Consider the following 26123-nt stretch of genomic DNA (forward strand, 5'->3'; position numbering starts at 1 on the left):
GTACCGCCTTCATCCCCCGCCCCCATGCTCGGCCCCGAGGCCACGGCCGGCCTGCTGCCCTGGGCCGCGCTGGCCGACGAGATCGCAGCCCTGCTGCAGGACGAAGGCATCGCCGTGCCGCCGCGCAGCGTGCTGCCGCTCGCGGGCGGCAGCACGCTGTTCGTGATGCCGGCCAGCGACCGCACGGTGGCCATGGCCAAGCTGATCACCCTGACCCCGGGCAATGCGGCGCGCGGCCAGCCCACCATCCAGGGCGATGTGGTGGTGTTCGACGTGGCCAGCGGCGAGCGCCGCGTGGTGCTGGACGGCCCCACCGTCACAGCCCGGCGCACGGCGGCCGTCTCGCTGCTGGCAGCGCAGCGCCTGGCGCCGGTGCCGCAGGGCCCGTTTCTCGTCGTGGGTGCCGGCGTACAGGGCCTGGCCCATGTGCAGGCCTTCGTGGAGGTGCTCGGCGTGCGCGAGGTCTGGGTCGCATCGCGCAGCGCGGCCAGTGCCGAGGCCCTGGCACAGGCGGCCCGCGCCCTGGGCGCAAAGGCCCGGGTCGTGCAGGACGCCGATGCGGCCCTGGCCCACTGCCCTCTGGTGGCGGCGTGCACCCCGGGCACGGCGGTGGTGCTGGACGCCCGGCCCCGGCCCGATGCCTTCGTGGCGGCGGTCGGTGCCTACACCCCCACCATGGCCGAACTCTCGCCCGGGCTGTGCCATTGGATGGCACAGCAGGGCACGGTGGTGGTGGACACGGCCGATGCCGGGCACGAGGCCGGCGACCTGCTGCAGGCCGGGCTCGATGTCGCGCGCCTGCCCACGCTGCGGGACGTGGTGCGGCAGGCAGGTGCTGCGCGCGCCCGCACCGGGCCCGTGCTGTTCAAGAGCTGCGGCTGGGCCGGCTGGGACCTGGCGGCTGCCCGCCTGGTGCTGCGCTCCGCCAACACCGCGCCCCCGGGGCATTGACGGGAACATGGGAGCGGGCGCACATTCCCCGCCAGGGACCACCCCACTACCATGACCCATCCCACCCGGTTTCACGGCCAGAGCCTGCGCACGCAGATTTCGCTGGTGTTCGCGGTGCTCGTTGTCGGGCTGGCCGTGCTGCTGTCCCTGGGTTTTGGCGAATTGCTCCAGCTGCGCATACAGCGCGACGCCAGCCGGGCGCTGCACACCGTGGCCGACAACGCCAGCCGGCAGCTCGCCCAGGGCCTGTACGAACGCAGCCGTGTGGTGCAGGTGCTGGCCGATGCACCAGGCATCTGGGAGCACGGCCTGGGCTCGGTCGAGGTGCGCCAGTTGCTGGCACGCAGCCAGTCCATCGATCCGCACAGCCTGTGGATCGGCGTGGCCGATGTCCAGGGGGTGGTGCGGGCCGCGACCAAGGGGCTGCTGGAGGGCGAAAGCGTGCGCGAGCGGCCCTGGTTCATCGCCGGGCTTGCGCAACTGCATGTGGGCGACGTGCACCCGGCCAAGCTGCTGGAGACCCTGCTGCCACCCAACACCTCGGGGGAACCCCACCGCTTCGTGGACTTTGCCGCCCCCATCCGCACAGGGCAGACGACAGTCGGCGTGCTGGGCATGCACGGCAGCTGGGAGTGGACGCGCGAGGTGCTGCAAAGCCTGGCCCCCGTTGGCATCCAGGGCGCCTCGGTGGACCTGTTCGTGTTCGACCGCACGGGCAAGCTCATTTTCTCGCCGCCGGAGTACCGCAGCCCGCTCGAAGCCGGCGGCCAGCGCCTGCCCGTGCCACTGACCGTGGCCACCCGGGAGTCGGGCACCCGGCCCGCCAGCGTGGTGCCCTGGGCCGACGGCAAGAACTACCTGACCTCCAGCGTGCGCATGGAAGCCCGCAACGCCCCCAGCGACCTGGGCTGGCACATCGTGGCGCGGGAGCCGGTGGAGGTCGCGTTCGCGGAAGCCAACCGTGCCGTGCACATGGCCGTGGTGATCGGCCTGCTGGCGGCCGTGCTGGCCTCCGGCCTGGCCTGGATCGCGGTCCGCCGCCTGAGCGAAGACCTCTATGTCCTGGCCGATGCGGCCAGCCTCGTGGAATCGGGAAAGCCGGGGGCCACGATTCCGCTGGTCACCCACAACCGCGAGGTGCACCAGTTGTCATCGGCCCTGAGCGGCATGACGCAGCGCCTCATGGCGGCCCATGAAGCCATGGAAGACAAGGTGCGGGTGCGCACCCTGGAGCTGGAGGCCGCCAACCGCGCGCTGGACCTGCAGGCCCGCACCGATGCCCTGACCGGCCTGCTCAACCGCCGGGGGTTCGACAGCAGGATGGAGTTTGCGCTGGCCCTGGCGCGCCGCAGCGGCCGGCCCCTGAGCCTGGTGTCGGTGGATGTGGACCATTTCAAGCGCGTGAACGACAGCTTCGGGCATGAAGCGGGTGACGAGGTGCTGCGCCGACTGGCGCTGACGCTGCAGCAGCGCCTGCGAGCGTCGGACGTGATCGCGCGGCTCGGCGGCGAGGAGTTTGCAGTGGTGCTGCCCGACACCGACCTCGATGGCGCCCGCGCGATCGCCCAGTCCATCGTGGACGGCATGGCGGCTCAGGACGATCCTCTGGTGGGGCGGATCACGGTGAGCGCGGGCATTGCCAGCCTGCGCCCGGGGCAGGACAGCGCCCACGAGATGATGCGCCGCAGCGATACCGCGCTCTATGAGGCCAAGGGCCAGGGGCGCAACAGGGTGTGCGTGGAGCCCGAAGCCGGACCGATGCTGAAATAGTCTCCCAGACGGGCGGCGAGCCCGTCCAGTTCGCTGTCACGGTGCTGGCGTGCGATCGCCAGCTGTTCCTGCGCATACGGCGGGTGGCCGAGCATCATGGCCGTGTTCACACAGTGGCCACGCTTGGCCATCTGCAGGATGAAGGCATCGAGCACTTCGCACGGCCAGTAATGGATCTCGGCCTCGCCGTGCTGGTCATGGCGGGCAGCGCGGGAGCCAGCCAGGTGGGGCAGGTCGGCACCCGCCATCGTGCGGGGTGCGGACGGGTCAACAAAGTCGATCATGTTGGACTCCTTCACACGGACCCTGCGAACATCCGCAGGCATGCACCCATGCTAGGAAACTTACCAACACTTGCACTTCAGCCGAAGTGCCCTGGCCCTGTAGGACAGGACCGCCGGCGGCGCGCATGCGCCCTGGGCGGTCAGGCCTTGGGCAGGGTCACGCCGACCTGGCCCTGGTATTTGCCGCCACGGTCCTTGTACGAGACTTCGCAGACGTCGTCGGGATCGCTCTCGAAGAACAGCACCTGCGCGCAGCCCTCGCCCGCGTAGATGCGCGCCGGCAGCGGCGTGGTGTTGGAAAATTCCAGCGTCACATAGCCTTCCCATTCGGGTTCGAAGGGTGTGACGTTGACGATGATGCCGCAGCGCGCATAGGTGCTCTTGCCCAGGCAGATGGTGAGCACGTTGCGCGGAATGCGGAAATACTCGACCGTGCGTGCCAGCGCAAAGCTGTTGGGCGGGATGATGCAGCTGTCGCCATGGAAGTCCACGAAACTCTTTTCGTCGAAGTTCTTCGGGTCCACCACCGTGCTGTGGATGTTGGTGAAGACCTTGAATTCCGGCGCGCAGCGGATGTCGTAGCCATAGCTGCTGGTGCCATAGCTGATGATCTTGCGGCCCTCGGCCTCGCGTACCTGGCCGGGCTCGAAGGGTTCGATCATGCCGTGGTCGGCCGCCATGCGGCGGATCCATTTGTCGCTTTTGATGCTCATTGGTTAACTCCTGCGCCGTATTCTAGGCAGGACGCTGCCACCGGCCCTGCGCAGCAGCCCTCGGAGCCGGGCTTTTTCATGCGCGCCGCCTGCCAGCCCACCAGAGCGGCGCAAGTGTCACCTCAGCTTTTTCTCGCGGATGTGGCGCGCCAGGCCGCAGTAGCCTTCCTTGAACAGGATGTCGCGCTCCAGCTGGGCGGGCAGCAGCTTCTCCTTGAGGTCCGCGGCCGCCTGGTTGCCCTGCGAGCGGCGAATGAAACCGATGGCCTCCTCGAACTTCGAGACCTCGGAGCGGCAGGCTTCCTGCACCCGCTGTGCGGCGGTGCTGTCGCTCGCCAATTGGGCCCGGACGGGCTCGCCCGCCAGCAGGCCCGCCGCGAGGGCCAGCCAGGGAGCGGCGCAGGACACGGTACGCAGCATGGTCCCGGATGCCAGGCCGCCCGTCAGGTGCCTGCAGCCTGCAAATCCGGGACTGACTGGCTGATCACCGTGCGCTCGACCAGGCGGTCGTCGCCCAGAACGATCATCGCGAACAGCAGTTCGTCCAGGTTGCCGGCCTGGGCCGTCTTGCGCGCCAGCAGCGGGGTGGCGGCGGGGTTGATCACGACGAAGTCGCCCTCGCAGCCGGGCTGCAGGTTGCCCACCACGCCGCCCAGGCCCAGGGCCTTGGCGGCGCCTGCCGTGTGCTGCCACCACAGCTGCTGGGGCGAGAGGCTCAGGCCCTGCTTGGTCTGCCCTTCGCGCCCCACGTAGTAGGCGGCCAGCATGGTGCGAAACGGGCTGAAGCTGGTGCCGCCGCCCACATCGCTGGCCAAGCCATAGCCGAAACCCACGCGGTCGGCGCCCGCATAGTCGAAGAAGCCGCTGCCCAGGAACAGGTTGCTGGTGGGGCTGACGGCGGCCACGGTGCCGGTGTCGCGCATCAGCGCGCGGTCGTCGTCGTCGAAATGGATGCAGTGGGCGTACACCGCGCGCTCGCGCATCAGGCCGTAGTCGCCGTACACGCCCAGGTAGCTGCGCGAGGCCGGGAACAGCTCGCGCGCCCAGCGCACTTCGTCGAGGTTCTCGGCCACGTGCGACTGGATCCACACGTCGGGGTGGCGCGCGGCCAGTTCGCCCGCGCCCTGCAACTGCTCGTGCGTGCTGGTGGGCGCGAAGCGCGGCGTGATGGCATAGCCCAGGCGGTCCACGCCGTGCCAGCGCCGGATCAGCGCCTCGGTGTCGATGAGGCTTTGCTCGGTGAGGTCGCGCACTCCGTCGGGTGAGTGACGGTCCTGCAGCACCTTGCCGGTGATCAGGCGCAGTTGGCGGTTCTGCGCTTCGGTGAACAGTGCGTCCACACTCGCCGGGTGCGAGGTGGCAAACGTCAGCGCCGTGGTCACGCCGTTGCGCAGCAACTCGTCCACAAAAAAGCCGGCCACCTGGGCGCCATAGGCCGGGTCGACGAAGCGCGACTCGTGCGGGAAGGTGTAGTTCTCCAGCCAGGGCAGCAGGCCCGCGGCCGGCGCGCCGATCACATCCGTCTGGGGGAAGTGGATGTGCATGTCGACGAAGCCCGGCGCGATGAGGCGGGCCGGCAGGTGCTCGACCGCGCCCTGCCCGTAGGTGGGCGCCAGGGTATTCCACGCGCCCGCGGCCACCACACGCTGGCGGCCCGCACCATCGGGGGCGATGGCCAGCAGGCCATCCTCGTCGTACAGGGCCGAGCCATCGTCGGCGAAACGCAAAAGAGCAGAACGGTAGACATCCATGGGGGCTAGCTTAGCGGCACAGGCGTGCCGCTGCATATGCAGCCGCCCATAATGGGTATGCGAGGTTCAGTGGCTGAGCTTGCCCTGCACGCCTTCGGCGAGCCAGTTCATCTTGAGGATCTGCTCGTCGCTGAGCACCTGCCCTGCGGCGATGACCTCGCGGCCTTCGTTGTCGCGCACCGCTACCTTGCCAGCACGGAAGGGGTGTAGCGTGCCTGCGCCCACGGCCTTTTGCGCGGCCAGCACTTCCTGCTGCACGGCCTGCGGCACCTTGGGGCCGAAGTCGCCCACGCGGATCAGGCCCTCGCGCACGCCGCCCCAGACGGTGGTGCTCTTCCAGGTGCCGGCCTGCACGGCGCGCACGCGCTCAGTGTAGTAGCGGCCCCACTGGTGGGTGACGGCGACGATCTGCGCATCGGGCCCCGTGCCGCGCATGTCGGAGTGGTAGGCCACGGCCATCTTGCCGCGCTCCTGGGCGGCGGCCATCACGGCGGTGGAGCCGGTGTGGAAGGCGATCACGTCCACGTCCTGGTTGAACAGCACCATGGCGGCATCGCGCTCCCTGGGCGGATCGAACCAGGCATTGAGCCAGACCACCTTGACGGTGGCCTTGGGGTTGACCGAGCGCATGCCCAGGGTGAAGGCATTGATGCCCTGCAGCACCTCGGGAATGGGAAAGCCCGCCACATAGCCGGCCACGCTGGTCTTGCTCATGCGGCCGGCGGCGATGCCGGCCAGGTAGCGGCCCTCGTAATAGCGCGCGTTGGCGGCGGCCACGTTGGCGGCCGTCTTGTAGCCGGTGATGGACTCGAACTTCACGTTCGGGTAGTCCTGCGCGACCTTGAGCGTGGGCTCCATGTAGCCGAAGCTCGGTGTGAAGATGATCTGGTGGCCGGTGGCGGCCAGGTCGCGGATCACGCGCTCGGCGTCGGCCCCCTCGGCCACGTCCGCGACGAAGGTGGTCTTGACGTCCTTGCCCAGCGCCGCTTCCACGGCCTTGCGGCCCTCGTCGTGCTGCCTGGTCCAGCCGGCCTCGGTGATGGGCGAGACATAGACGAAGCCGGCCTTGACGGGCGCTGCAGGCGCGGTCTTGCTGGACTGGGAAAAGGCGGGGGAGACGGAAACGGCGCCGAACAGCGCACTCACACAGACCGCACGCAGTGCGGTGGCGAGGTTTTTATACATGGTAGTCCTCTACATGGTCCCGATGGCAGAAAAAGCAAAAGGCTGCCGGGACAGCAGCCTTTGCGGGTGGGTATTGTAACCAGTTGCGCGCTTTTGGCGCTCAATGCAGGCGCAATGCGCCCGAGGGTGTGCCCAGCCGGAAGGCGCCGACCACGTCCGACAGGCGCGCGGCCTGGTCCTTGAGGCTCTCGGCCGCAGCCGTGGATTCCTCCACCAGCGCAGCGTTCTGCTGCGTCATCTGGTCGAGCTGGCTGACGGCCACGTTCACCTGGCTGATGCCCTGGCTCTGCTCCGATGCCGCGGCGCTGATCTCGCCGATGATGTCGGTCACGCGGCGCACGGACCCCACGATCTCGTCCATGGTGCTGCCGGCGTTCTGCACCAGCGCAGCGCCCGATTCCACCTTCTCGACCGACTGGCCGATCAGGGTCTTGATCTCCTTGGCGGCCTCGGCGCTGCGCTGCGCCAGGCTGCGCACTTCGCTGGCCACCACGGCAAAGCCCCGGCCCTGCTCGCCGGCACGCGCCGCCTCCACGGCGGCGTTGAGCGCCAGGATGTTGGTCTGAAAGGCGATGCCGTCGATGGTGCCAATGATGTCGCTGATCTTCTTGCTGCTGGCGTTGATCGCGTCCATGGTGCTCACCACCTGGGCCACGACCTCGCCGCCGCGCTGCGCCACCTGGGCGGCCGACGCGGCCATCTGGTTGGCCTGCACGGCCGAGTCGGCGCTCTGGCGCACGGTGCTGGTGAGCTCTTCCATGGAGCTTGCCGTCTCTTCCAGGTTGGCGGCTGTCTGTTCGGTGCGCGCGCTCAGGTCCTGGTTGCCGATGGCGATCTGCGCGCTGGCGGTGGAGATGCTGTCCACCACGCCGCGCACCTGCTGCAGCGAGCCGTGCAGCGCGCTGCGCATGACATCGAGCGAGCGCAGCAGGTGGCCGGTCTCGTCATTGGCGTAGCTGGCCTGGGGGGCACCGGTCAGGTCCATGTTGGCGATGGACTCGGCGATCGCTTCCGCCTTGCGCAGCGGGCGCGTGATGCTGGTGGCCAGCAGCCAGGCCAGCAGGGCCCCGAGCACCAGGGAGATGGCCGTGCACACGTACAGCAGCACGGTGGTCTGGGAACGCAGTTCCTCGGCGCGCTTGCCGGCGGCATCCAGATCGGAGCGCTGGGCACTGACCAGTTGCTGCACCCCGGCCAGGTAGTCACGCGAGGTGGGCTCGAAGCGCTCGCTGAACACCTTGCTGGCGTTCTCGGCATCGCCGGCCTGCTTGAACTTGCTCACCTCTTCGCGGGCGGCCAAGTAGGCCTTGCGCAGTTCACCGACCTTGGTGAACAGTTCCTTTTCAGCGGACGTGTCCATCTTCGATTCAATGAACTTCTGCAGTTCGTTGGTTTCGCTGATGGAGGTGGCCGTGGCGGGCGCGAAGTAGGGGATCAGCGAGGCGTCGCTGCTCTTGGCGATGGCGGCGGCCCGCTGCACACCCGAAGTGGTGTGGCGCAGCCAGTCGGCTCCGGCACGCTCGACCTTGATGTTGTCGTTGACCATGGTGTCGATCTCGGTACCGAGCTGGCCCAGGCGGACCACGGCCACGATGGAACTGAGCAGGAACAGGGCAAGGATCACACCGAGCACCAGGGTCAGGCGCTTGCCGATGGACAGCTGATTGAGAAACATGGGGAAGGCTCCGGCCAGGAAGGGGCGTGGGTTGCGCAAAAAAATGCGGCCCCCAGGGGCCGCATTCAGCAGTGCCAGCACCTCATGGGAGCCAACAAATGCTTACAGAAAATTGAATTATAGGGTTTACCCTGAATTTTTGCACTCCTCTGGTGCGAGCGCCCCGGATCAATAGTCGTGCTCCATGAAGCGCTCGAAGCGCTCCTTGAGCTTGTGCTCCCACACCCGCTTGTCGGCATTGCCCGCAAAGCTGGCTTCGAAGCTGTTGAACGCCAGCTGGTAGGCATGGCGCACCGTCATGCCCGTGGCGGCGAACACCTCGGTGAAGTTGTCGTTGATGTAGCCGCCGAAGTAGGCCGGGTCGTCCGAGTTGACGGTCGCGGCCAGGCCCGCGTCGAGCAGTTTCGCCAGGTTGTGGTCGGCCAGGTTGGGGAACACGCACAGCTTCTGGTTGGACAGCGGGCACACGGTGAGCGCAATGCGGTCCTGCGTCAGGCGCTGCATCAGCGCGGCGTCGTGCACGGCCTGCACGCCATGGTCGATGCGCTCGACCTTGAGCACGTCGAGCGCGCTCCAGATATAGGCCGGCGGCCCCTCCTCGCCCGCGTGGGCCACGAGATGCAGGCCCAGCTCGCGGCAGCGCGCGAACACGCGCGCGAACTTCTCGGGCGGGTTGCCGACCTCGCTGCTGTCGAGACCCACGCCGACGATCTTGTCCAGAAACGGCTGGGCCTGTTCCAGCGTCTCGAAAGCCGACTCCTCGCTCAGGTGGCGCAGGAAGCACAGGATCAGCGTGGCGCTGATACCCAGGTCGGCCTTCGCGTCCACGCAGGCGCGGTGCAGGCCGTTGATCACCGTTTCCATCGCCACGCCGCGCTCGGTGTGGGTCTGGGGGTCGAAGAACAGCTCGGCGTGCAGCACGTTGTCGGCCGCGGCGCGCACCAGGTAGGCGCGCGCCATGTCGTAGAAATCCTGCTCGTGCAGCAGCACGCTGGCGCCCGCGTAGTAGATGTCGAGGAAGCTCTGCAGGTTGGTGAAGGCGTAGGCGCTGCGCAGCGCCTCCACATCGGCATAGGGCAGCGACAGGCCGTTGCGCTGCGCCAGCGCGAAGATCAGCTCGGGCTCCAGCGATCCCTCGATGTGGATGTGCAGCTCGGCTTTGGGCATGGCGCGCAGCAGCTCGGGGATGCGCGCGGCGGGGATGGGGGGGACTTTGAACATCAGCAAACTCCAAAGGTGATGCCGCTGGCGCGCAGGTAGCGGCGGTAGGCGGATGATGCCTTGTCGGCGGCGGTATGCAACTCTGCGCGCAGGTCCAGCGGCAGGCGTTGCGGTGTCTGGGACTCCAGCACGGGCTGGTCCTGGGTGAAGATGGTGTGCTGGAAGGCCTGCAGCTTCTCGTCGGGCGATTCGAAGTCGGCCACGGCCAGGCGGAACCACACGCGGCTGGTCTCCGGAGTGAGCGGGCACACGAACAGCGCGATGGACTCGCGCCAGCCGGCCACGGCCGTGGTGCCGGCCTCGGGCACCTTGGTCAGCACCGCCGTGTAGGGGCCGGTCACCTCGTAGGTGTACTCGACCTGGGCCGGCAGCGTCGAGTGCAGGTTGGACTGCGGCTGCCAGGCTTTGCAGCCCGTGGCACGCAGGCCCGTGGGCGTGGGCTCGACACGGTAGTCGTCGATGGCCGTGGCCTCGCGGGTGCCGAGCCAGCCGTCGTGCACGAAACCGAAGTGCGCCATGTCCAGGAAGTTCTCGACGATGCGCGGGGCACTGGTCGCCACGTCGTAGGGGCCGCAATCGAGCTTGCGCAGGCGCTCGTCGCCCTCGGCCTCGAAGGCGGGCAGCGCAGCATCGCCCGCACCGATGCGCACCCAGATGAGGCCGTAGGCCTCCACCACGCCATGGCGCAGAGCGCAGTGCGTTGCGGGCGGCGTGAACTGCGGCAGCGCCGGTACATGCTCACACTGCCCGCTGGCTGCAAACTGCCAGCCATGGTAGGGGCACTCGATGCGGCCGCCGTGCACCCGGCCCAGGGACAGGCGCGCACCCCGGTGCGGGCAGCGGTCCGTGAAGGCCTGCACCTGGCCGGCACCATCGCGCCAGAGCACGAGGGCGTGCTGCAGCAGTTGCACGGCCAGGGGAGCCTGCTGTACCGCGTGCGCCAGGGCCACCGGGTGCCAGAGGGTGGTTTCGATCATGGGAATGGTTCTTGTTGTTCGGGGCCCGGCGTGCAGCCCTGTGGACATTCTGTACGGCCCCAATGAAAAAGGGAACGTGCTGCGCACGTTCCCTTTCGTGGACCGGGCCGTGGTGGCCCGATCAATGGCGGCTTACTTCTTGTCGCCGCCGGGGATCTTGCCTTCCACGCCCTTGACGTAGAAGTTCACGCCACTCAGGAACTTGTCGTCGGCGACGGCGTCCTTGGCAACCACTTCCTTGCCGTCCTGGCCCACGATCGGGCCCTTCCAGATCTGGAAGCTGCCGTCGGCCAGGCCCTTCTTGACCGCTTCGACCTTGGCCTTGGTGTCGGCAGGCACGTCTTCGGCGATGGAGACGATGTCGATCGCGCCTTCCTTCACGCCCCACCAGCTCTGGCCCGTGGCCCACTGGCCTTCCAGTGCGTCCTTGGTGGCCTTGATGTAGTACGGGCCCCAGTTGATCACGGCCGATGCCAGGTGGGCCTTGGGGCCGTAGGCGGTCATGTCACTGTCCCAGCCGAAGGCACGCTTGCCCTTTTCCTGGGCGGTCTTGAGCACGGCGGGCGAGTCGGTGTTTTGGAACAGCACGTCGGCGCCGCCGTTGATCAGCGAGGTGGCGGCTTCGGTTTCCTTGGGTGGGCTGAACCATTCGTTGACCCAGACCACCTTGGTCTTGATCTTGGGGTTGACCGATTGCGCACCCAGCGTGAAGCTGTTGATGTTGCGGATCACTTCAGGGATCGGCACCGAGCCCACCACGCCCAGGGTGTTGCTCTTGGTCATGGCACCGGCGATCACGCCGGCCATGTAGGCGCCTTCATAGGTGCGGCTGTCGTAGGTGCGCACGTTGTCGGCGGTCTTGTAGCCGGTGGCGTGCTCGAACTTCACGTCCTTGAAGTCGGGGGCGATCTTCTGGATCGACTCCATGTAGCCGAAGGTGGTGCCGAAGATCAGCTTGTTGCCCTGGCCGGCCAGGTCGCGCAGCACGCGCTCGGCATCGGCCGATTCGGGCACGCTCTCGACGAAGCTGGTGACGACCTTGTCGCCGAATTCCTTCTCGATGGCCTTGCGGCCGTTGTCGTGGGCGAACGACCAGCCGCCGTCGCCCACGGGGCCGACATAGGCAAACGCGATCTTCAGCGGCTCGGGCTTGGGCGCGGGGGCCGATGCCACTGGCGCGGGGGCCGGTGCGGCAGCAGGCGCCGGTGCCGGCTCTTCCTTCTTGCCACAGCCCGCCAGCGCGGCGGCCGCAACGGCGGTCAGCGCAGCCATCTTGAGCATGGAGCGTTTCTGCAGATCAGTCATGTCGGTTCCTTATAAGAAAGAAGGAGTTTGCAAGGTTGGGGACGAAAACGGTGATTATGGGGCGATCTACCGGGCGGTAACCAAAGGTTTTTGGGGGAGATGCGACCGGCAAGGCCTTGGCACCCGGCAGGATGCAAGATCCAAGCCGAGGCCGTGCGCCATGTGAAGGCATCCGCCCATCTTCACGAGCCAGGGTAGAAAGGTTTGCCCAGCGAGGCGGGCATGTTGATGCGGATCCACGCCGGGTTGCGCGAGATCAGGGCCAGCACCACGATGGTGGCCACGTAGGGCAGCATGCTCAGCAGCTGGCTGGCCACCTGCACGCCCGTGGCCTGCAGGTGGAACTGCAGCATGGTCACGCCGCCGAACAGGTAGGCGCCGAGCAGCACGCGCGCCGGGCGCCAGGTGGCGAAGGTGGTCAGCGCCAGCGCGATCCAGCCGCGGCCGGCCACCATGCCCTCGACCCACAGCGGCGTGTAGACGGTGGAGATGTAGGCCCCCGACAGGCCGCACAGTGCGCCGCCGGCCACCACGGCCGCCAGGCGGATGCGGCGCACCGGGTAGCCCAGCGCATGGGCCGACTCGGGCGATTCGCCCACCGAACGCAGCACCAGGCCGGCGCGCGAGCGGTACAGGAACCAGATCAGCGCGGCCACCAGCAGCATGGTCAGGTAGACCACTGGGTGCTGCTGGAACAGCGCGGGCCCGAGCAGCGGCACCTCGGACAGGCCGGGGATGGCGTACTTGGGCATCTCGGGCAGCTTGGCCTGCACGTAGCTGATGCCCAGGAAGGCCGAGAAGCCCACGCCGAACAGGCTCAGTGCCAGGCCCGTGGCGTACTGGTTGGTGTTGAGCCAGATCACCAGCACGCCGAAGATGGCGGCCAGCACTGCACCGGCGGCCATGCCGGCCGCGAAGCCCAGCCAGCTGTTGCCTGTGTGCACCACGGTGGCGAAACCGGCGATGGCGGCGCACAGCATCATGCCCTCGGCACCGAGGTTGACGATGCCGGCCTTCTCGTTGATCAACAGGCCCAGGGCCGCGATGGCCAGGACGGTGCCGGCACTCAGCGTGGCACCTATGAGCAGTGCATAGGATTCCATATCAAGCCCCCTGCCCGAAAATGTGGTGGATACGAGGTGTGCGGTTCATGCCTTCACCCCCTGGTGGCCCACCCAGCGCACGCGGTAGGCGATCAGCGTGTCGCAGGCCAGCAGCGTGAACAGCAGCAGGCCCTGGAACACGCCGGTGAGCGACTTGGGCAGGCCCAGGCGCGACTGCGCGAGCTCGCCGCCGATGTAGAACATGCTCATCAGGATGGCCGAGAGCACCATGCCCACCGGGTGCAGCCGCCCCACGAAGGCGACGATGATGGCCGCGAAGCCGTAGCCCGCCGGCACGTACGGCGTGAGCTGGCCGATGGGGCCGGCCACTTCGAGCGCACCGGCCAGGCCTGCGGCCCCGCCGGAGACCAGCAGCGCCACCCACAGGGCGCGGCGCGACGAGAAGCCCGCATAGCGCGCCGCCGCCGGTGCCAGGCCGCCCACCTGCTGGGCAAAGCCGGCCCGCGTGCGGAACAGGAAGACCCACAGCGCGGCCGCGCCGGCCAGGGCCAGCAGCAGGCCGATGGACACGCGCGAGCCCTGCATCAGGCGCGGGATCTGCGTCACGCGCTCGAAGGTCTTGGTCTGCGGGAAGTTGTAGCCCATGGGGTCCTTCCACGGGCCGTACACCAGGTAGCCCAGCACCAGCGTGGCCACGTAGACCAGCATCAGGCTGACCAGGATCTCGCTGGCGTTGAACTTGTCGCGCAGCAATGCCGTGAGCCCAGCCCAGGCCATGCCGCCGAGCACGCCGGCCACGAGGATGGCCGGCACGATCCAGGGGCCGGTGGTCTTGTCGGCCAGCAGCGCCACGCCGCCGGCCACCACGGCGCCGATGACGAATTGCCCCTCGGCGCCGATGTTCCAGACATTGGAGCGAAAGCACACGGCCAGGCCCAGGGCGATGAGCAGCAGCGGCGTGGCCTTGACCATGAGTTCGCCGATGGCGTACGGCGTCTTGATCGGCTCCCAGAAGAAGATCTGCAGCGCACGCACGGGGTCCTTGCCCAGGGCCGCGAAGAGGATGACCCCGATCAGCACGGTGAAGGCCAGCGCCAGCAGCGGCGAGCCGAAGGTCCACAGCCGCGAGGCCTGGGGACGCGGTTCGAGTTTAAGCATGCTGCAGTCCTCCCATGGCCGAAGCCCGTCCTGCGTGTCCCAGGTGGGACTGCACGTCGGCATGCCACAGCCCGCTCATCCATTCGCCGATGCGCTCCACGGTGGCCTCGGCACGCGGCACCGAGGGCGAGAGGTGGCCCTTGGCCACGACATGCAGGCGGTCGCAGATCTCGAACAATTCGTCCAGCTCCTCGCTGACCACCAGCACGGCACAGCCCGCATCGCGCAGCGCCAGGATGGCACCGCGGATCTGCGCGGCCGCGCCCACGTCCACGCCCCAGGTGGGTTGCGAGACGATGAGCAGCCGCGGCTTGGCATCGATCTCGCGGCCCACGATGAATTTCTGCAGGTTGCCGCCCGACAGCGACTTGGCTGCCGAGTGCGGCCCACCGGCCTTGACCTGGAAGCGCTCGATGATGGCGCGCGCATGGGCTTCGAGCGCCCCCACCTTGATCCAGCCGCTGCCCGCCACCGAGTTGGTGCGCGTGAGCAGCAGGTTGTGCGCCAGGCCCATGGTGGGCACGGCACCGCGGCCCAGGCGCTCCTCGGGCACGAAATGCAGCCCCAGGGCGCGGCGGCGGGCGGGGCCCATGCGGCCCGCGTTCTGCCCCGCCACCTGGATGCTGGCGGGCGTGGCCCGCTGGTCTTCGCCCGACAGGGCGTAGAGCAGTTCCTTTTGCCCGTTGCCCGAGACGCCGGCGATACCGACCACCTCGCCGGCCCTGACCTCGAAGGACAGGTCCACCAGGTCCACGCCAAACTGGTCGGCGCGCGGCAGCGACAGGCCCTGCACGTTGAGCACGGTGGCACCGGTCTGCACCTCGCGGTGCTCGAGCGCCGGCGGCTCGGCGCCGATCATCAGGCGCGAGAGCGAGGCATTCGATTCCTCGGCCGGGTTGCACACGCCCGTGACCTTGCCGCCGCGCAGCACGGTGCAGGCGGTGCACAGCGCACGGATCTCGTGCAGCTTGTGGCTGATGTAGAGGATGCTGCAGCCTTCGGAGGCGAGCTTGCGCAGCACCACGAAGAGCTTTTCCACCGCCTGGGGGGTGAGCACCGAGGTGGGCTCATCGAGGATCAGCACCTTGGGGTTGGTGAGCAGCGCACGGATGATCTCCACGCGCTGCATCTCGCCCACGCTCAGCGTGTGCACCGGGCGCAGCGGGTCGATGTCGAGGCCGTACTCGGCGGCCTTGGCGGTGATGCGCTGCGTGACCTCGGCCAGGTCCTGGCTCTTGTCCAGGCCCAGCCAGACGTTCTCGGCCACGGTGAGGGTGTCGAACAGGCTGAAGTGCTGGAACACCATGGCGATGCCCAGGGCCCGCGCCTCCTGCGGGTTGCGCACCTGCACGGCCTGGCCGTTGAAGTGCACGCTGCCCTCGTCGGGCTTGACCGAGCCGTAGATGATCTTCATCAGCGTGGACTTGCCCGCGCCGTTCTCGCCCAGAACGGCATGGATCTCGCCCGGCTGCACCGTGAGCGAGACACCGCTGTTGGCCACCACGGCGGGATAGCGCTTGGTGATGCCTGTGAGCTGCAGCCGGGGCGCCAAGCCCGGGGCATTGGAAAGAGGTGGTGAACTCATGCGGTGGATTGTCTCTCAGTTTGGTGGGTCGTTATAGGGATAAAACTGCCTGCCATCGCTTGATCAGCATGATCGCAAAGCTATTCTTTTCGTAGCGATGCAGCCACGCCTTTCACGCATTCGCGCAGCCACACGGCGGCCGCCGAGTGGTGTGTGCGGGCATGCCACAGCTGGTAGTACATGAGGCGCGGAAACTCCACGGGGCTCGGCAGGATGGCCAGCGGCAGGTGGTCCACATAGCGCTCGCAGAACTGGCGCCCGGTGGTCATCACAAGCAAGCTCGATGCCACGATGGGGGGGATGGCGCTGAAATGCGCGCAGCGCGCGGTGATGTTGCGCGCCAGGCCCAGGCCATCGAGGTGCAGGTCGATCACGCCGCGCGCGCCAGGGTGGGTGGGCGTGGGGGCGATGTGTTCGGCCGCCAGCCAGCTCTCGGCGTCCCAGCCGCGGCGCACCGCGGGGTGGTCGCGGTTCACGAGGCACACCACCTCGTCGCCGAACAGGCGGCCCATGTGCAGGTCGTCCGGGGGCTGCGGCCAGTTGCCGATGACCACGTCCACATCGCCCTGTGCCAAGTGGGCGTGGTAGTGCGTGTCGCCCGACAGGGGCAGGATCTCGATCGGGCACAGCGGGGCCTCGACCTTGATGCGCGCCACGAGCTGGGGCAGGAACAGCGGGTCCAGGTAGTCGCTGGCGGCCACGCGGAAGGTGCGGGTGGCCGTGCGCGGATCGAAGCCCCGGGCATCGGAGAACAGGGCCTCGGCCGAGCGCAGGATGGCGCCCGCGGGCTCCACCATGCGCAGTGCCGCGTCGGTGGGCATCATGCTGGCGCCCGAGCGCACCAAGAGCGGATCGCCCGCCAGGTCGCGCAGCCGCTTGAGCGCGGCCGACACCGCCGGCTGGTGCATGCCCAGGCGGATGGCTGCCCTCGATACGCTGCGTTCAGTCAACACGGTGTGCAAGACCCTTATGAGATGGAGGTCTATCTTGTCGAAAAGGGCGTGGTCTCGCATACAGGGGCCTGCATTCTTGTCATACGCCATCACGTATGCCGCTCTGCGCGATGGATGCGTTGCGCTGCACGGTGTGGGCAGTGGGGGCGTTGTGGGGTGGGGAAAAAAGTGTCGGCGCACTGTACACCGCACACCCACTGCGCCGTGCCCCTGGAAATCCCTGTGCAGGGCCGCAGGCCCCGCCCCTGCAGCGCAGTCAGGCCCCGCGCAATGCGGCCGCGGCCTCGTCGCGCAGCAGGCCGTGTTGCACGGCCACGGGCGGGCGCGCATGCGCCAGCAGTTCAGCACACGGCGTGGCCAGTTGCGGCCCGCCCAGCGCCTGCGCGATGTCCTGCTGGTTCGCGGCATACACCACGCGCGCAATGCCGGCCCAGAACATGGCGCCCGCGCACATGGCACAGGGCTCGCCACTCGCGAAGACGGTGGCACCGCGCAGGGCCTCGGGGCCGAGCGCGGCCGAGGCCTCGCGCACCAGCACCAGCTCCGCATGGCCGGTGCAGTCGCGGGTGGTGTTCTGGTTGTTGCGTGCGGTGAACAGCACCTCGCCAGCGGGCGAGGCCAGCGTGGCGCCGAAGGGGTTGTCGCCCGCAGCCAGCGCCTGGCGCGAGGCCGCGATGGCCAGGCGCATCGCGGCGTGGTCCTGCTCGCTGAACGTCGCAGCGGCCATGGTCATATCTCGTCGATGGCGGTGCTGCGTGCCTGCGCAGGCGTGTCCGCACCGATGGCGAAGCGCTCGCCGGTCTTCACGTAGAAGCTCGCGCCGAAGCGCCCCACGGGGTGGAAGTCCTGCAGGCGCACGCGCCAGCGTTCGGTGTCCACCAGGCCATCGCGCACGCCGAGCCACTGCACGCGGCCGATGAAGACGTAGCGGCTCGCGGTCTCCAGGGTTTCGTGCAGCACGCACTCGAAGGCCACGGGGGCTTCGGCGATGCGCGGCGGCGCCACGCTGCGCGAGGGCACAGGCGTGAGGCCGGCGTGCGCCAGCTCGCTTTCATCGGGCGGCAGGCTGTCGCCGCAGGCATGCATCTGCGCGGCCATGGCTTCGTCGGTGATGTGCACCACGAACTCGCCAGTGCGCAGGATGTTGGCCGCCGTGTCCTTGAGCAGGCCGTCCTTCAGGCGGTTGATGCTGACCATGACCACCGGCGGGTCCTCGCCGAGCATGTTGAACATGCTGAACGGCGCCGCGTTGACAGTGCCGTCTTCGCCCAGCGTGGTGATCAGCGCGATGGGGCGCGGCACAATCAGGCTGGCCATGAGCTTGTAGCGCTGGTAGGCCTCCAGCTGCGAGAAATCGATGTCCATGGCCTTTTATAAAACAAATCGTATACGAAATTTTATCCTGATTAACGGATAAATTCCATTTCGCATAATAAACGTATACGATTTTTCAACCCAGCGGTGTACCTTCGTCCGGCAGGCGCAGCCGGGCCTCCAGCGCCAGCAGATGGCGGTCCATGGCAGCGGCGGCGGCGTCGCCATCGCGCAGGGCCAGCCACTCGACCAGCTGTTCGTGCTCCTCGTGCTCGCAGGTGGACTCGCCGGGCGCCTCGTACAGCGCGACGATCAGCGAGCAGCGCGTCATGAGTTCGGTCAGGATGCGCTGCAGCTCTGCATTGCCCGAGAGCTCCGCCAGCGCCAGGTGGAAGCCCCCCGCCAGCGCCACCCAGCGCGCATGGTCCTGCTGGTGCAGGGCCTCGTGCTCGGCGCGCATGCGCTGCGTGAGGCGCTGCACCTCGCCGTGCGTGATGCGCGCGGCCACCATGCGCACGATGCCGGCCTCGACCACGCGGCGCGCGGCGAAGATGTCGCGCGTCTCCCTGGGGCCGGGGCGGGCCACCGTGGCCCCCTTGTTGGGCACGATGTCCAGGATGCGCAACTCGGCCAGCCGGTGCAGGGCCTGGCGCACCACCGTGCGGCTCACGCCGAAGCGCTCGCACAGCGCGGGCTCGCCCAGGCGTTCGCCGGGGCGCAGCCGGCCGTGCATGACGGCGTCGAGCACGGCCTCGTACACCGGCTGGTCCAGGGTGGCGGCGGGCACGGCCTTTGCAGCGGCGGATTTGCGGGGTGGCGTGGCGGCAGGCATGGACGGTTGCAGGCGGGACAAAACGGTGAACAATGGTGCAGCGGCAGTGTATCCAGCAGGCGCCGAGCCGAGCCGCCCCATAGCGCGGCAGGCATCCCCGTTATACGCTCTCGCATATGCGTTCCCTCGCAGGCGCGCATACGCTCTGGTTTTGACCCATTGGCCCGTTTCGAGCACCCCACGCATGACGATGATGATGACCCACCGACCTCTCCGCTTCATCCGCCGCGGCCAGACCGCGGCGCTGCACGACGTACCGCCCGACCGCACGCTGCTCGAAGTGCTGCGCGAGGACCTGGGCTGCACGGGCACCAAGGAGGGCTGCGGCGAGGGCGACTGCGGTGCCTGCGCGGTGGTGCTGGGCGAGGAGCGCGACGGCAAGCTGCACTACAGCGCCGTGAACAGCTGCATCCGCCTGGCCCACTCGGTCGACGGCATGGCGCTGTGGACGGTGGAAGACCTGGCCGAAGACCCGCTGATCCGCCCCGCCGGCCCGGCCCCGTCGGCAGAGAAAGCCATCACCCTGCACCCCGCGCAGGAAGCCATGGTGCAGTGCCACGGCTCGCAGTGCGGCTTTTGCACGCCGGGCTTCGTGATGAGCCTGTTCGGCATGTACCAGAACCACGTGTGCCACGGCCAGCCCATCACGCGCGAACTCGCGCAGGAAGAACTCTCGGGCAACCTGTGCCGCTGCACGGGCTACCGCCCCATCCTCGACGCGGCCCAGCAGATGGCCGCCCTGCCCCCCGTGGCCGTGGACGAAGCCCAGTTGCTGCGCCAGCTGGCACAGCTGCAGTCCCTGACAGCGGACGGCACGGCCTACCTGGCCCCGACCACCCTGCCAGCCCTGCTGGCCGCACGCGCCGCGCACCCCGGCGCCCAGGTGGTGGCCGGCTGCACCGACGTGGGGCTGTGGGTCACCAAGATGCACAAGCAGTACGCACAGATCCTGGACGTGACGCGCGCGGCCGAGCTGCTGCAGCTCGGTGAAGACGCGCACCAGATCACCATCGGCGCCGCCGTGTCGCTGACCGATGCGTTTGCCGCGCTCGTGCGCCAGTGGCCGCAGCTGCACAGCTTTGCCACGCGCTTCGCGGGCCTGCCGGTGCGCAACTCGGGCACGCTGGGCGGCAACGTGGCCAATGGTTCGCCCATCGGCGACTCCATGCCGCTGTTGATCGCGCTGCGCGCGCAGATCGTGCTGGCCAGCACGCGCGGCGAGCGCACGCTGGCGCTCGAAGACCTGTACACCGGCTACCGCCAGAACGTGATGGCCCCCGATGAGCTGCTGGTGCGCATCGTGGTGCCGCGCCCTGCGGTCACCGAAGCCGAGCCGCCGCCGGGCCGCCCCAAGGCGGCGAGCGCCCCCTTGGGGGGCAGCGAGGACACGCCAGTGCCGAGCGTGGGGGCCAACTTCCTGCGTGCCTACAAGATCTCCAAGCGCTTCGACGACGACATATCGGCCGTGTGCCTGGTCGTCAACCTCGACATCGAGGCCGGCGTGGTGCGCCGTGCCAGCATCGGTGCGGGCGGCGTGGCCGCCACGCCAGCCCGGGCGCGGCAAACAGAAGCCGCCCTCACCGGCCAGCCCTGGTCGGCCGAGACGGTGAAGCAGGCCGCCGACGCCCTGCAGGCCGAGTTCAGCCCCATCTCCGACATGCGCGCCAGCGGCGCCTACCGCCGCACCGTGCTGGCCAGCCTGCTGCAGCGCTTCTGGCTCGAAAGCCAGGGCCAGGATGCGGTGAGCGTGGAAAACTTCCGACTGGAGGCCGCCGTATGAACCAGCGTGACACCCTTCCCCTGAGCCGCGATGCAGTGGACGACCCCGTGGTGGTGGCCGCCGACGCGCACGCCGACCAGCCCGTAGCAGCGCCGCTGGCGGCCACGCCCCCCGCGACCCTGCGCGCGATGGGCCATTCGCACATCCATGAAAGCGCGCGCGCCCAGGTGGCGGGCGCGGCCCACTACATCGACGACCTGCCCGAAATCAAGGGCACGCTCTACGCCTCGCCCATCCTCTCCACCGTGGCCCACGGCCGCCTGAACGGTGTGGACGCGAGCGCCGCCCTGGCCCTGCCCGGCGTGCGCGGCGTGGTGCTGGCCGCCGACGTGCCGGGCGACAAGATGCTGGCCGCCTTCGCGCACGACGAGCCGGTGTTCGCCATGGACACGGTGCAGCACATCGGCCAGGTCATCGGCCTGGTGGTGGCCGACACGGTGATGCAGGCGCGCCGCGCCGTGCGCGCCGTGAAGCTCGACATCACGCCGCTGCCCGCCGTGCTCACGGTGGAAGAGGCGCTGGCGGCCGAAAGTTATGTGCTGCCCCCGGTGTTCGTGCGCCGCGGCGATGCGGCGGCGGGCCTGGCCGGCTCAGAGCACCGCCTGGAAGGCACCTTCGAGGTAGGCGGGCAGGAGCACTTCTACCTCGAAGGCCAGATTGCCTACGCCATGCCGCTGGAACAGAAGCAGTGGTGGGTGTATTCGAGCACCCAGCACCCCGGCGAGGTGCAGCACTGGGTGGCGCACGCCCTGGGCATCGACAACCATGCGGTGCGCGTGGAGTGCCGGCGCATGGGCGGGGGCTTTGGCGGCAAGGAGACGCAGGCCGGGCACCTGGCCGTGTGGGCCGCCGTGGCCGCACACAAGCTGGGCCGCCCCATCAAGCTGCGCCTGGACCGGGACGAGGACTTCATGGTCACCGGCAAGCGCCACCCGTTTGCCTACCGCTACGACGTGGGCTTCGACGGCACGGGCCGCATCACGGGGCTGAACCTGCACATGGCGGCCAACTGCGGCTTCTCGGCCGACCTCTCGGGCCCCGTGGCCGACCGGGCCGTGTTCCACAGCGACAATGCCTACTACCTGAGCGACGTGGAGATCGCCTCCTACCGCTGCAAGACCAACACCCAGAGCCACACCGCGTTCCGCGGCTTCGGCGGCCCGCAGGGCGTGATCGTGATCGAGGCCATCCTGGGCGACATCGCGCGCGCACTGGGGCTGGACGCGCAGGACGTGCGCCTGCGCAACCTCTACGGCCGCGACGCCAGCGAAGGCCGCAACGTCACCCACTACCAGATGACCGTGGAGGACAACATCCTGCACGAGCTCATGCCCCAGCTGGAGCGCGACGCCAACTACCGCGAGCGCCAGGCCGCCATCGCCGCCTGGAACGCCACCAATCCCGTGCTCAAGCGCGGCCTGGCGATCACGCCGGTCAAGTTCGGCATCAGCTTCACGGCCACCTTGTTCAACCAGGCCGGCGCGCTGGTGCACGTGTACACCGACGGCAGCGTGCAGGTGAACCACGGCGGCACCGAAATGGGCCAGGGCCTGCACACCAAGGTGGCGCAGATCGTGGCCGACGAGCTGGGCGTACCGCTGCAGCGCGTGCTGGTCACGGCCAGCGACACCAGCAAGGTGCCCAACGCCAGCGCCACCGCCGCTTCGAGCGGCACCGACCTGAACGGCCGCGCGGCCCAGTTCGCCGCGCGCCACGTGCGCGACAACCTGGCGGCCTATGTCTGCGGGCTCGATGGCTGCGGCGCGGGTGCGATCCAGTTCGCGGGCGGGCAGGTGATCTCGCCCAAGAAGGTTCGCGCCTTCGACGACGTGGTCAAGGAGGCGTACGCCAACCGCATCCAGCTGTGGAGCGACGGCTTCTACCGCACGCCCAAGATCCACTACGACAAGACCACCCTCACGGGCCGGCCGTTCTACTACTTCTCGTACGGTGCGGCCTGCACCGAGGTGGTGATCGACACCCTCACCGGCGAGAGCCGCGTGATCGCCGTGGACATCCTGCACGACGTGGGCCACAGCATCAACCCGGCCATCGACATCGGGCAGATCGAGGGCGGCTTCGTGCAGGGCATGGGCTGGCTCACCACCGAGCAGCTGGTGTGGAACGACAAGGGCTACCTGGCCACCCACGCCCCCAGCACCTACAAGATCCCGGCCACGGGCGACATCCCCGCGCATTTCCGCGTGAACCTGTGGCCCGAGGCCAACCGCGAGGACAACGTGGGCGGCAGCAAGGCCGTGGGCGAACCCCCGTTCATGCTGGCCATCAGCGTCTACGAGGCGCTGCGCAATGCCGTGGCGGCCACACGTGGTGCGGGCGAGGACCACCTGGCCCCGGTTCGGCTGACGGCGCCCGCCACGGCCGAGAACGTGCTGCGCGCGCTGGGACGAATCAGCGACTGAGGGAGATTCAGTACGGTCCCAGGGCCATGCGGCCTGAGGACGTCATGTCACGCGCATGCCGGGTTTCGACCCGGTTGCGGCCGGCGCGCTTGGCGTCGTAGCAGGCCATGTCGGCGGCATACAGCACCGAGGCCACGTCGTGCAGGTGGGAGTCCAGCACCACCAGGCCGATGCTCACCCCGAGCGTGAAGCTGCGCCCCTGGTAGGACGGCTCCCAGGCCTGCACCGTGGCGCGCAACTGCTCGGCCACGGCCTGGCCGCGTGCCAGCGTGCAACCGGGCAGCACCACGGCGAACTCGTCGCCGCCCAGGCGCGCGGACCAGCCCACCTGGCGCACCTGGGTCTCGATGAGCCGGGCCACGTGGCGCAGCACATCGTCGCCCGCATCGTGGCCAGCCACGTCGTTGACCAGCGTGAAATGGTCGAGGTCCATGAACAGCACCACCCCGTCGTCGGGTGCGTCGTCCCCTGCAGCGGCCGCCGGTGCTGCATCGGCGGTGCGCGTGCGTGCCGAGCGCTCGGCCAGCAGCAGGGCCAGCCGGTGGTCGAAGGCCGAGCGGTTGTGCAATTGCGTAAGGGCATCGTGCGTGAGTTCCCAGGCCTGCTGGTACTGGGCCTCGCGCGCGGCGGTGATGTCTTCCAGCATCCACACGGTGCCACCGCCCAGCGCCTCGGAGTCCACCTTGCGGCCCTGCACGCGCGCCCAGACGGGGCTGCCGTCCTTGCGCACGAAGCACACGTCGCCGTCGAAGGTGCCGTGCGCCGCAAAGGCCGACTGCACGCGCTCGCCCAGGCGGGCGTAGTCGGCGTCCGAACCGTACAGCGTGCGCGCCGGCCGCCCCTGCAGCTCGCTCTCGGCATAGCCCAGCATCAGGCAGGCCTGGCGCCCCACCACTTCGAGCACGCCATGGCGCGTGATGACGATGCCTACCGACGCGTTCTGCAGGATGGCCTGGAACTGGCCGTGCAGCAGCGTGTGCAGGTGGTCCTGCTGGCGCTTTTGCTGGGCCAGCCCGTCGAACGCCCGCACCAGCGCGCCCACTTCGCCCCGGCCGGCGGGCCATTCGACGGTGCCTCGCGCAGCGCCAGGTTGCTGGTCGTGGCGCAGCAGCTGCAGCGCGCCGCGGCACAGCTGGGCCAGGGGCTGTGCCATCCAGGCCATGGCGGCGGCCAGCAGCAGCACGCCCAGGGCGATCACCGCGGCGGCCAGCCACCAGGCCTCGCGCTGGGCGCCCTGCAGCGGCGCCAACAGGGCCTGCGAGTTGCTCACCCGGGCCACGAACCACTGCGGCAACGGCATGCCGGCCACGCTCACGATGTGCTCGGGCTGCACTTCGGTGGTACCGCGCCCGACCACGGGCTGCGCGCGGCGCAGCCACTCGGCGAACACGGGTGCCAGGCCCGGCTCGTCACGCACCTGGCCCATGATGCGCGCCGGGTCGGTGTGCGAGAGGATGGTGCCGTCGCGCGTGAAGACGAGCAGGCGCGAGTCGTCGCGCGCCGGCAGCGCCATGGACTGCGGCAGCAGGCCCTGCGACTGCAGCTTGAGCGCACCGGCGACCACGCCCAGCACGGCCCCCTCCTCGCTGTGCAGCGGCAGCGTGAACATGATGCGCGCCTGGCTGGTGCGCCCGGCGATCAGCTCCGACACCTGGGGCTTGCCGTCGATCAGCGTGCGGCGCAGGGCATCGCGCTCGGCCGGGTCCAGCTCGGCCGCCTTGACCAACTGGCCCGAGCGGATGTTCAGGCGCAGCTCCCCGTCCTTGCGGGCCACGTGCAGTGCGTCGAAGAAGCCTACCGCAGGCAGGCCCTGCTGCAGCAGCCAGTCCAGCGAGGACGGCGACTCCAGCATGGCCGGGGTGATGCCCTGGGCCACCGTGCGCAGCACCTTCTGGCTCTGCTCGATCTTGCTGGCCAACAGCCGCGCCACCACCTCGACTTCGTCGGTCTGCTGGCCGACCACGCGGCGCATGGCCTCCTGGCCTGCGGCACGCGAGACCAGCCACACCGATGCCGCACTGGCCAGCACCACCACCAGCGCAGCCACCACCATCAGCCGCAGCACCAGAGGGCCTGGCAGGCTCCAGGCAGGCTCTTGCGCGGCAGCGACGGGGTTGGCAGGTGGCGTCATGCGCTGTCCCGGTCTGGAGGGCTGCAGGTACGGACGATGAAGGAGGCGGGCATGGAGGAAGCTGTAGGAAACAACAGGGCTCCCAACAAATATACGCAGCACCCGCCCGCAAGGGCTTGGGTGGAACCCTCACATGCCCCCAAGGAAAAACCCTGAGAGAGGCTCTCCTGGCGACCTTTTTCAGGCCTTCTTTTGCGGGGTCTCAGCCGCCTGCGACCGACTGCAGTGCCATCGGCTGGGGCAGCCTGAGCACGTTGCCGGTGCCTGCCACCAGGCCATGCTCGCGCAGGTGGCGCATCACGCGCGAGAAGGTCTCGGGGGCGATGCCCAGCTGGGCGGCGATGAGCCGCTTGCGCTGGTGCAGGGTCACGCTCATGGCGCCGCCCGTGTCGGGTTCGGCGTTCTGCAGCAGCCATTGCGCGCAGCGGGCCTGGGCGTCCTGCGCGAGGCGGCTCACGGCCAGGCCCGACTGCTGCAGGTAGCCCGTGGCCAGGTTGCGCAGCAGGGCCTGCGCGGCGGGCGGCAGCTCGGCGCAATGGCTGCGAAAGGCCTCCACCGGCACATGGCGCAGGTGCACCGGGGTCTGGGCCACCATGTCCATGGCACAGGGTTCGCCCAACAGCGCCGATGCAGCGTCGAGCCAGAAGGGGGCTTCCACCACGCCGAGCTGGTGGCGCATCTGCCCGTGCTCGCAGATCCCCAGCAGCACCCGCCCACGCTCCAGGTGGGCCACGGTGGCCAGGGTCTGGTGGCGGTGCCTGAGCATGTCACCGGCCGCAGCCATCTGGACCTGGGCCGGCAGGGAGAAAAGGGATGAGGGCAGCATGGCCCGAACTGTGCCGCGCGTGGCTGGCGGGCGCATTGAGCAAGATCAAACCGGTGCCACGCGCACGGCCCTGCGCGGTGTCCGCTTTCTGTAAGCACTTGTTCAGCCAGGGGCATGGAACTTGCGAACCCGGTCGGCTGGTTCCGCCCGCGCACCAAGGTGCGGCATGCGGCGGGTACCAGAGCCCCGCGCCGGACCTCCGGCCATTTCCTCACCCCAGGAGTA

At 68.9% G+C, this 26123-nt stretch carries 22 protein-coding genes; 4 read left to right on the top strand and 18 right to left on the bottom strand.

Features of this window, described 5'->3' with window-relative positions; translation table 11 throughout:
• Positions 1-24 precede the first annotated feature (24 nt).
• Both AC07PF_RS30410 and AC07PF_RS30415 read left to right on the top strand, forming a co-directional pair.
• A complete protein-coding gene (locus AC07PF_RS30410) occupies positions 25-951 on the top strand; it encodes a delta(1)-pyrroline-2-carboxylate reductase family protein (protein ID WP_494614396.1) in 927 nt (308 codons plus the stop codon).
• Between the two features lie 51 nt (positions 952-1002).
• A complete protein-coding gene (locus AC07PF_RS30415) occupies positions 1003-2721 on the top strand; it encodes a sensor domain-containing diguanylate cyclase (RefSeq protein WP_494614397.1) in 1719 nt (572 codons plus the stop codon).
• Here the strand turns inward: AC07PF_RS30415 and AC07PF_RS30420 are convergent.
• The 16 genes from AC07PF_RS30420 to AC07PF_RS30495 form a co-directional block, all read right to left on the bottom strand.
• Positions 2652-3005 (bottom strand): hypothetical protein, encoded by a 354-nt coding sequence (locus AC07PF_RS30420; protein WP_494614398.1) that lies wholly within the window; start codon positions 3003-3005, stop codon positions 2652-2654. The two genes, AC07PF_RS30415 and AC07PF_RS30420, sit on opposite strands and share 70 nt — an antisense overlap.
• Positions 3006-3145: 140 nt before the next feature.
• Positions 3146-3718: a dCTP deaminase gene (gene dcd, locus AC07PF_RS30425; protein WP_007847855.1), complete on the bottom strand. Its 573-nt coding sequence runs from the start codon at positions 3716-3718 to the stop codon at positions 3146-3148.
• Between the two features lie 117 nt (positions 3719-3835).
• The gene (locus AC07PF_RS30430; RefSeq protein ID WP_494605129.1) at positions 3836-4138 is read right to left on the bottom strand and encodes a hypothetical protein; all 303 of its coding nucleotides are present in this window, start codon (positions 4136-4138) and stop codon (positions 3836-3838) included.
• Positions 4139-4161: 23 nt separating this feature from the next.
• On the bottom strand, positions 4162-5469 hold the full coding sequence (gene guaD, locus AC07PF_RS30435; protein ID WP_494614399.1) for a guanine deaminase: 1308 nt from the start codon (positions 5467-5469) through the stop codon (positions 4162-4164).
• Positions 5470-5535: 66 nt separating this feature from the next.
• A complete protein-coding gene (locus tag AC07PF_RS30440) occupies positions 5536-6654 on the bottom strand; it encodes a BMP family ABC transporter substrate-binding protein (protein ID WP_494614400.1) in 1119 nt (372 codons plus the stop codon).
• Positions 6655-6754: 100 nt separating this feature from the next.
• Positions 6755-8329: a methyl-accepting chemotaxis protein gene (locus AC07PF_RS30445; RefSeq protein ID WP_007847863.1), complete on the bottom strand. Its 1575-nt coding sequence runs from the start codon at positions 8327-8329 to the stop codon at positions 6755-6757.
• Positions 8330-8497: 168 nt separating this feature from the next.
• Positions 8498-9550: an adenosine deaminase gene (locus tag AC07PF_RS30450; RefSeq protein WP_494614401.1), complete on the bottom strand. Its 1053-nt coding sequence runs from the start codon at positions 9548-9550 to the stop codon at positions 8498-8500.
• Complete coding sequence (locus tag AC07PF_RS30455; protein WP_494614402.1) at positions 9550-10527, bottom strand: aromatic ring-hydroxylating dioxygenase subunit alpha; 978 nt, start codon at positions 10525-10527, stop codon at positions 9550-9552. The genes AC07PF_RS30450 and AC07PF_RS30455 overlap by 1 nt, the downstream gene beginning before the upstream one ends.
• Before the next feature lie 132 nt (positions 10528-10659).
• Positions 10660-11832 (bottom strand): BMP family ABC transporter substrate-binding protein, encoded by a 1173-nt coding sequence (locus AC07PF_RS30460; protein WP_007847870.1) that lies wholly within the window; start codon positions 11830-11832, stop codon positions 10660-10662.
• A gap of 182 nt (positions 11833-12014) precedes the next feature.
• Positions 12015-12935: an ABC transporter permease gene (locus AC07PF_RS30465; RefSeq protein ID WP_057201413.1), complete on the bottom strand. Its 921-nt coding sequence runs from the start codon at positions 12933-12935 to the stop codon at positions 12015-12017.
• A 45-nt stretch (positions 12936-12980) separates the two neighbouring features.
• Positions 12981-14054: an ABC transporter permease gene (locus AC07PF_RS30470; protein ID WP_494614403.1), complete on the bottom strand. Its 1074-nt coding sequence runs from the start codon at positions 14052-14054 to the stop codon at positions 12981-12983.
• Entirely contained in the window at positions 14047-15639 is a 1593-nt protein-coding gene (locus AC07PF_RS30475; protein ID WP_494614404.1) for an ABC transporter ATP-binding protein, read from the bottom strand. Before AC07PF_RS30475 ends, AC07PF_RS30470 begins: the two co-directional genes overlap by 8 nt.
• Before the next feature lie 80 nt (positions 15640-15719).
• Entirely contained in the window at positions 15720-16652 is a 933-nt protein-coding gene (locus AC07PF_RS30480) for a LysR family transcriptional regulator (RefSeq protein WP_081497236.1), read from the bottom strand.
• A gap of 196 nt (positions 16653-16848) precedes the next feature.
• Positions 16849-17319 (bottom strand): nucleoside deaminase, encoded by a 471-nt coding sequence (locus AC07PF_RS30485; protein WP_494614405.1) that lies wholly within the window; start codon positions 17317-17319, stop codon positions 16849-16851.
• A gap of 2 nt (positions 17320-17321) precedes the next feature.
• Complete coding sequence (locus AC07PF_RS30490; RefSeq protein WP_494614406.1) at positions 17322-17957, bottom strand: flavin reductase family protein; 636 nt, start codon at positions 17955-17957, stop codon at positions 17322-17324.
• Between the two features lie 85 nt (positions 17958-18042).
• Positions 18043-18738 (bottom strand): GntR family transcriptional regulator, encoded by a 696-nt coding sequence (locus AC07PF_RS30495; RefSeq protein ID WP_494605141.1) that lies wholly within the window; start codon positions 18736-18738, stop codon positions 18043-18045.
• A 193-nt stretch (positions 18739-18931) separates the two neighbouring features.
• Here AC07PF_RS30495 and AC07PF_RS30500 point away from each other — a divergent pair, with 193 nt between their 5' ends.
• Entirely contained in the window at positions 18932-20518 is a 1587-nt protein-coding gene (locus AC07PF_RS30500) for a xanthine dehydrogenase small subunit (RefSeq protein ID WP_494614453.1), read from the top strand.
• Positions 20515-22941, top strand: coding sequence for a xanthine dehydrogenase molybdopterin binding subunit (gene xdhB / locus AC07PF_RS30505; RefSeq protein ID WP_494614407.1), 2427 nt, complete (start codon positions 20515-20517; stop codon positions 22939-22941). Before AC07PF_RS30500 ends, xdhB begins: the two co-directional genes overlap by 4 nt.
• A 7-nt stretch (positions 22942-22948) precedes the next feature.
• Here xdhB and AC07PF_RS30510 read toward each other — a convergent pair whose 3' ends face one another.
• Positions 22949-25072: a sensor domain-containing diguanylate cyclase gene (locus AC07PF_RS30510; RefSeq protein WP_007847901.1), complete on the bottom strand. Its 2124-nt coding sequence runs from the start codon at positions 25070-25072 to the stop codon at positions 22949-22951.
• A gap of 202 nt (positions 25073-25274) precedes the next feature.
• Positions 25275-25898 carry a Crp/Fnr family transcriptional regulator gene (locus tag AC07PF_RS30515; protein ID WP_007847903.1) on the bottom strand — a complete coding sequence of 208 codons (624 nt, stop codon included), beginning with the start codon at positions 25896-25898 and terminating at the stop codon, positions 25275-25277.
• Positions 25899-26123 lie beyond the last annotated feature (225 nt).

It is taken from the genome of Acidovorax sp. GW821-FHT10A04 (genome assembly GCF_059415825.1).

What these genes read in the sequence shown, in the direction of transcription:
- AC07PF_RS30410 (WP_494614396.1), top strand. Translation starts at nt 25, where the DNA reads ATGCTCGGCCCCGAGGCCACGGCCGGCCTGCTGCCCTGGGCCGCGCTG.
- AC07PF_RS30415 (WP_494614397.1), top strand. Translation starts at nt 1,003, where the DNA reads ATGACCCATCCCACCCGGTTTCACGGCCAGAGCCTGCGCACGCAGATT.
- AC07PF_RS30420 (WP_494614398.1), bottom strand. Translation starts at nt 3,005, where the DNA reads ATGATCGACTTTGTTGACCCGTCCGCACCCCGCACGATGGCGGGTGCC.
- dcd (WP_007847855.1), bottom strand. Translation starts at nt 3,718, where the DNA reads ATGAGCATCAAAAGCGACAAATGGATCCGCCGCATGGCGGCCGACCAC.
- AC07PF_RS30430 (WP_494605129.1), bottom strand. Translation starts at nt 4,138, where the DNA reads ATGCTGCGTACCGTGTCCTGCGCCGCTCCCTGGCTGGCCCTCGCGGCG.
- guaD (WP_494614399.1), bottom strand. Translation starts at nt 5,469, where the DNA reads ATGGATGTCTACCGTTCTGCTCTTTTGCGTTTCGCCGACGATGGCTCG.
- AC07PF_RS30440 (WP_494614400.1), bottom strand. Translation starts at nt 6,654, where the DNA reads ATGTATAAAAACCTCGCCACCGCACTGCGTGCGGTCTGTGTGAGTGCG.
- AC07PF_RS30445 (WP_007847863.1), bottom strand. Translation starts at nt 8,329, where the DNA reads ATGTTTCTCAATCAGCTGTCCATCGGCAAGCGCCTGACCCTGGTGCTC.
- AC07PF_RS30450 (WP_494614401.1), bottom strand. Translation starts at nt 9,550, where the DNA reads ATGTTCAAAGTCCCCCCCATCCCCGCCGCGCGCATCCCCGAGCTGCTG.
- AC07PF_RS30455 (WP_494614402.1), bottom strand. Translation starts at nt 10,527, where the DNA reads ATGATCGAAACCACCCTCTGGCACCCGGTGGCCCTGGCGCACGCGGTA.
- AC07PF_RS30460 (WP_007847870.1), bottom strand. Translation starts at nt 11,832, where the DNA reads ATGACTGATCTGCAGAAACGCTCCATGCTCAAGATGGCTGCGCTGACC.
- AC07PF_RS30465 (WP_057201413.1), bottom strand. Translation starts at nt 12,935, where the DNA reads ATGGAATCCTATGCACTGCTCATAGGTGCCACGCTGAGTGCCGGCACC.
- AC07PF_RS30470 (WP_494614403.1), bottom strand. Translation starts at nt 14,054, where the DNA reads ATGCTTAAACTCGAACCGCGTCCCCAGGCCTCGCGGCTGTGGACCTTC.
- AC07PF_RS30475 (WP_494614404.1), bottom strand. Translation starts at nt 15,639, where the DNA reads ATGAGTTCACCACCTCTTTCCAATGCCCCGGGCTTGGCGCCCCGGCTG.
- AC07PF_RS30480 (WP_081497236.1), bottom strand. Translation starts at nt 16,652, where the DNA reads ATGCGAGACCACGCCCTTTTCGACAAGATAGACCTCCATCTCATAAGG.
- AC07PF_RS30485 (WP_494614405.1), bottom strand. Translation starts at nt 17,319, where the DNA reads ATGGCCGCTGCGACGTTCAGCGAGCAGGACCACGCCGCGATGCGCCTG.
- AC07PF_RS30490 (WP_494614406.1), bottom strand. Translation starts at nt 17,957, where the DNA reads ATGGACATCGATTTCTCGCAGCTGGAGGCCTACCAGCGCTACAAGCTC.
- AC07PF_RS30495 (WP_494605141.1), bottom strand. Translation starts at nt 18,738, where the DNA reads ATGCCTGCCGCCACGCCACCCCGCAAATCCGCCGCTGCAAAGGCCGTG.
- AC07PF_RS30500 (WP_494614453.1), top strand. Translation starts at nt 18,932, where the DNA reads ATGATGACCCACCGACCTCTCCGCTTCATCCGCCGCGGCCAGACCGCG.
- xdhB (WP_494614407.1), top strand. Translation starts at nt 20,515, where the DNA reads ATGAACCAGCGTGACACCCTTCCCCTGAGCCGCGATGCAGTGGACGAC.
- AC07PF_RS30510 (WP_007847901.1), bottom strand. Translation starts at nt 25,072, where the DNA reads ATGACGCCACCTGCCAACCCCGTCGCTGCCGCGCAAGAGCCTGCCTGG.
- AC07PF_RS30515 (WP_007847903.1), bottom strand. Translation starts at nt 25,898, where the DNA reads ATGCTGCCCTCATCCCTTTTCTCCCTGCCGGCCCAGGTCCAGATGGCT.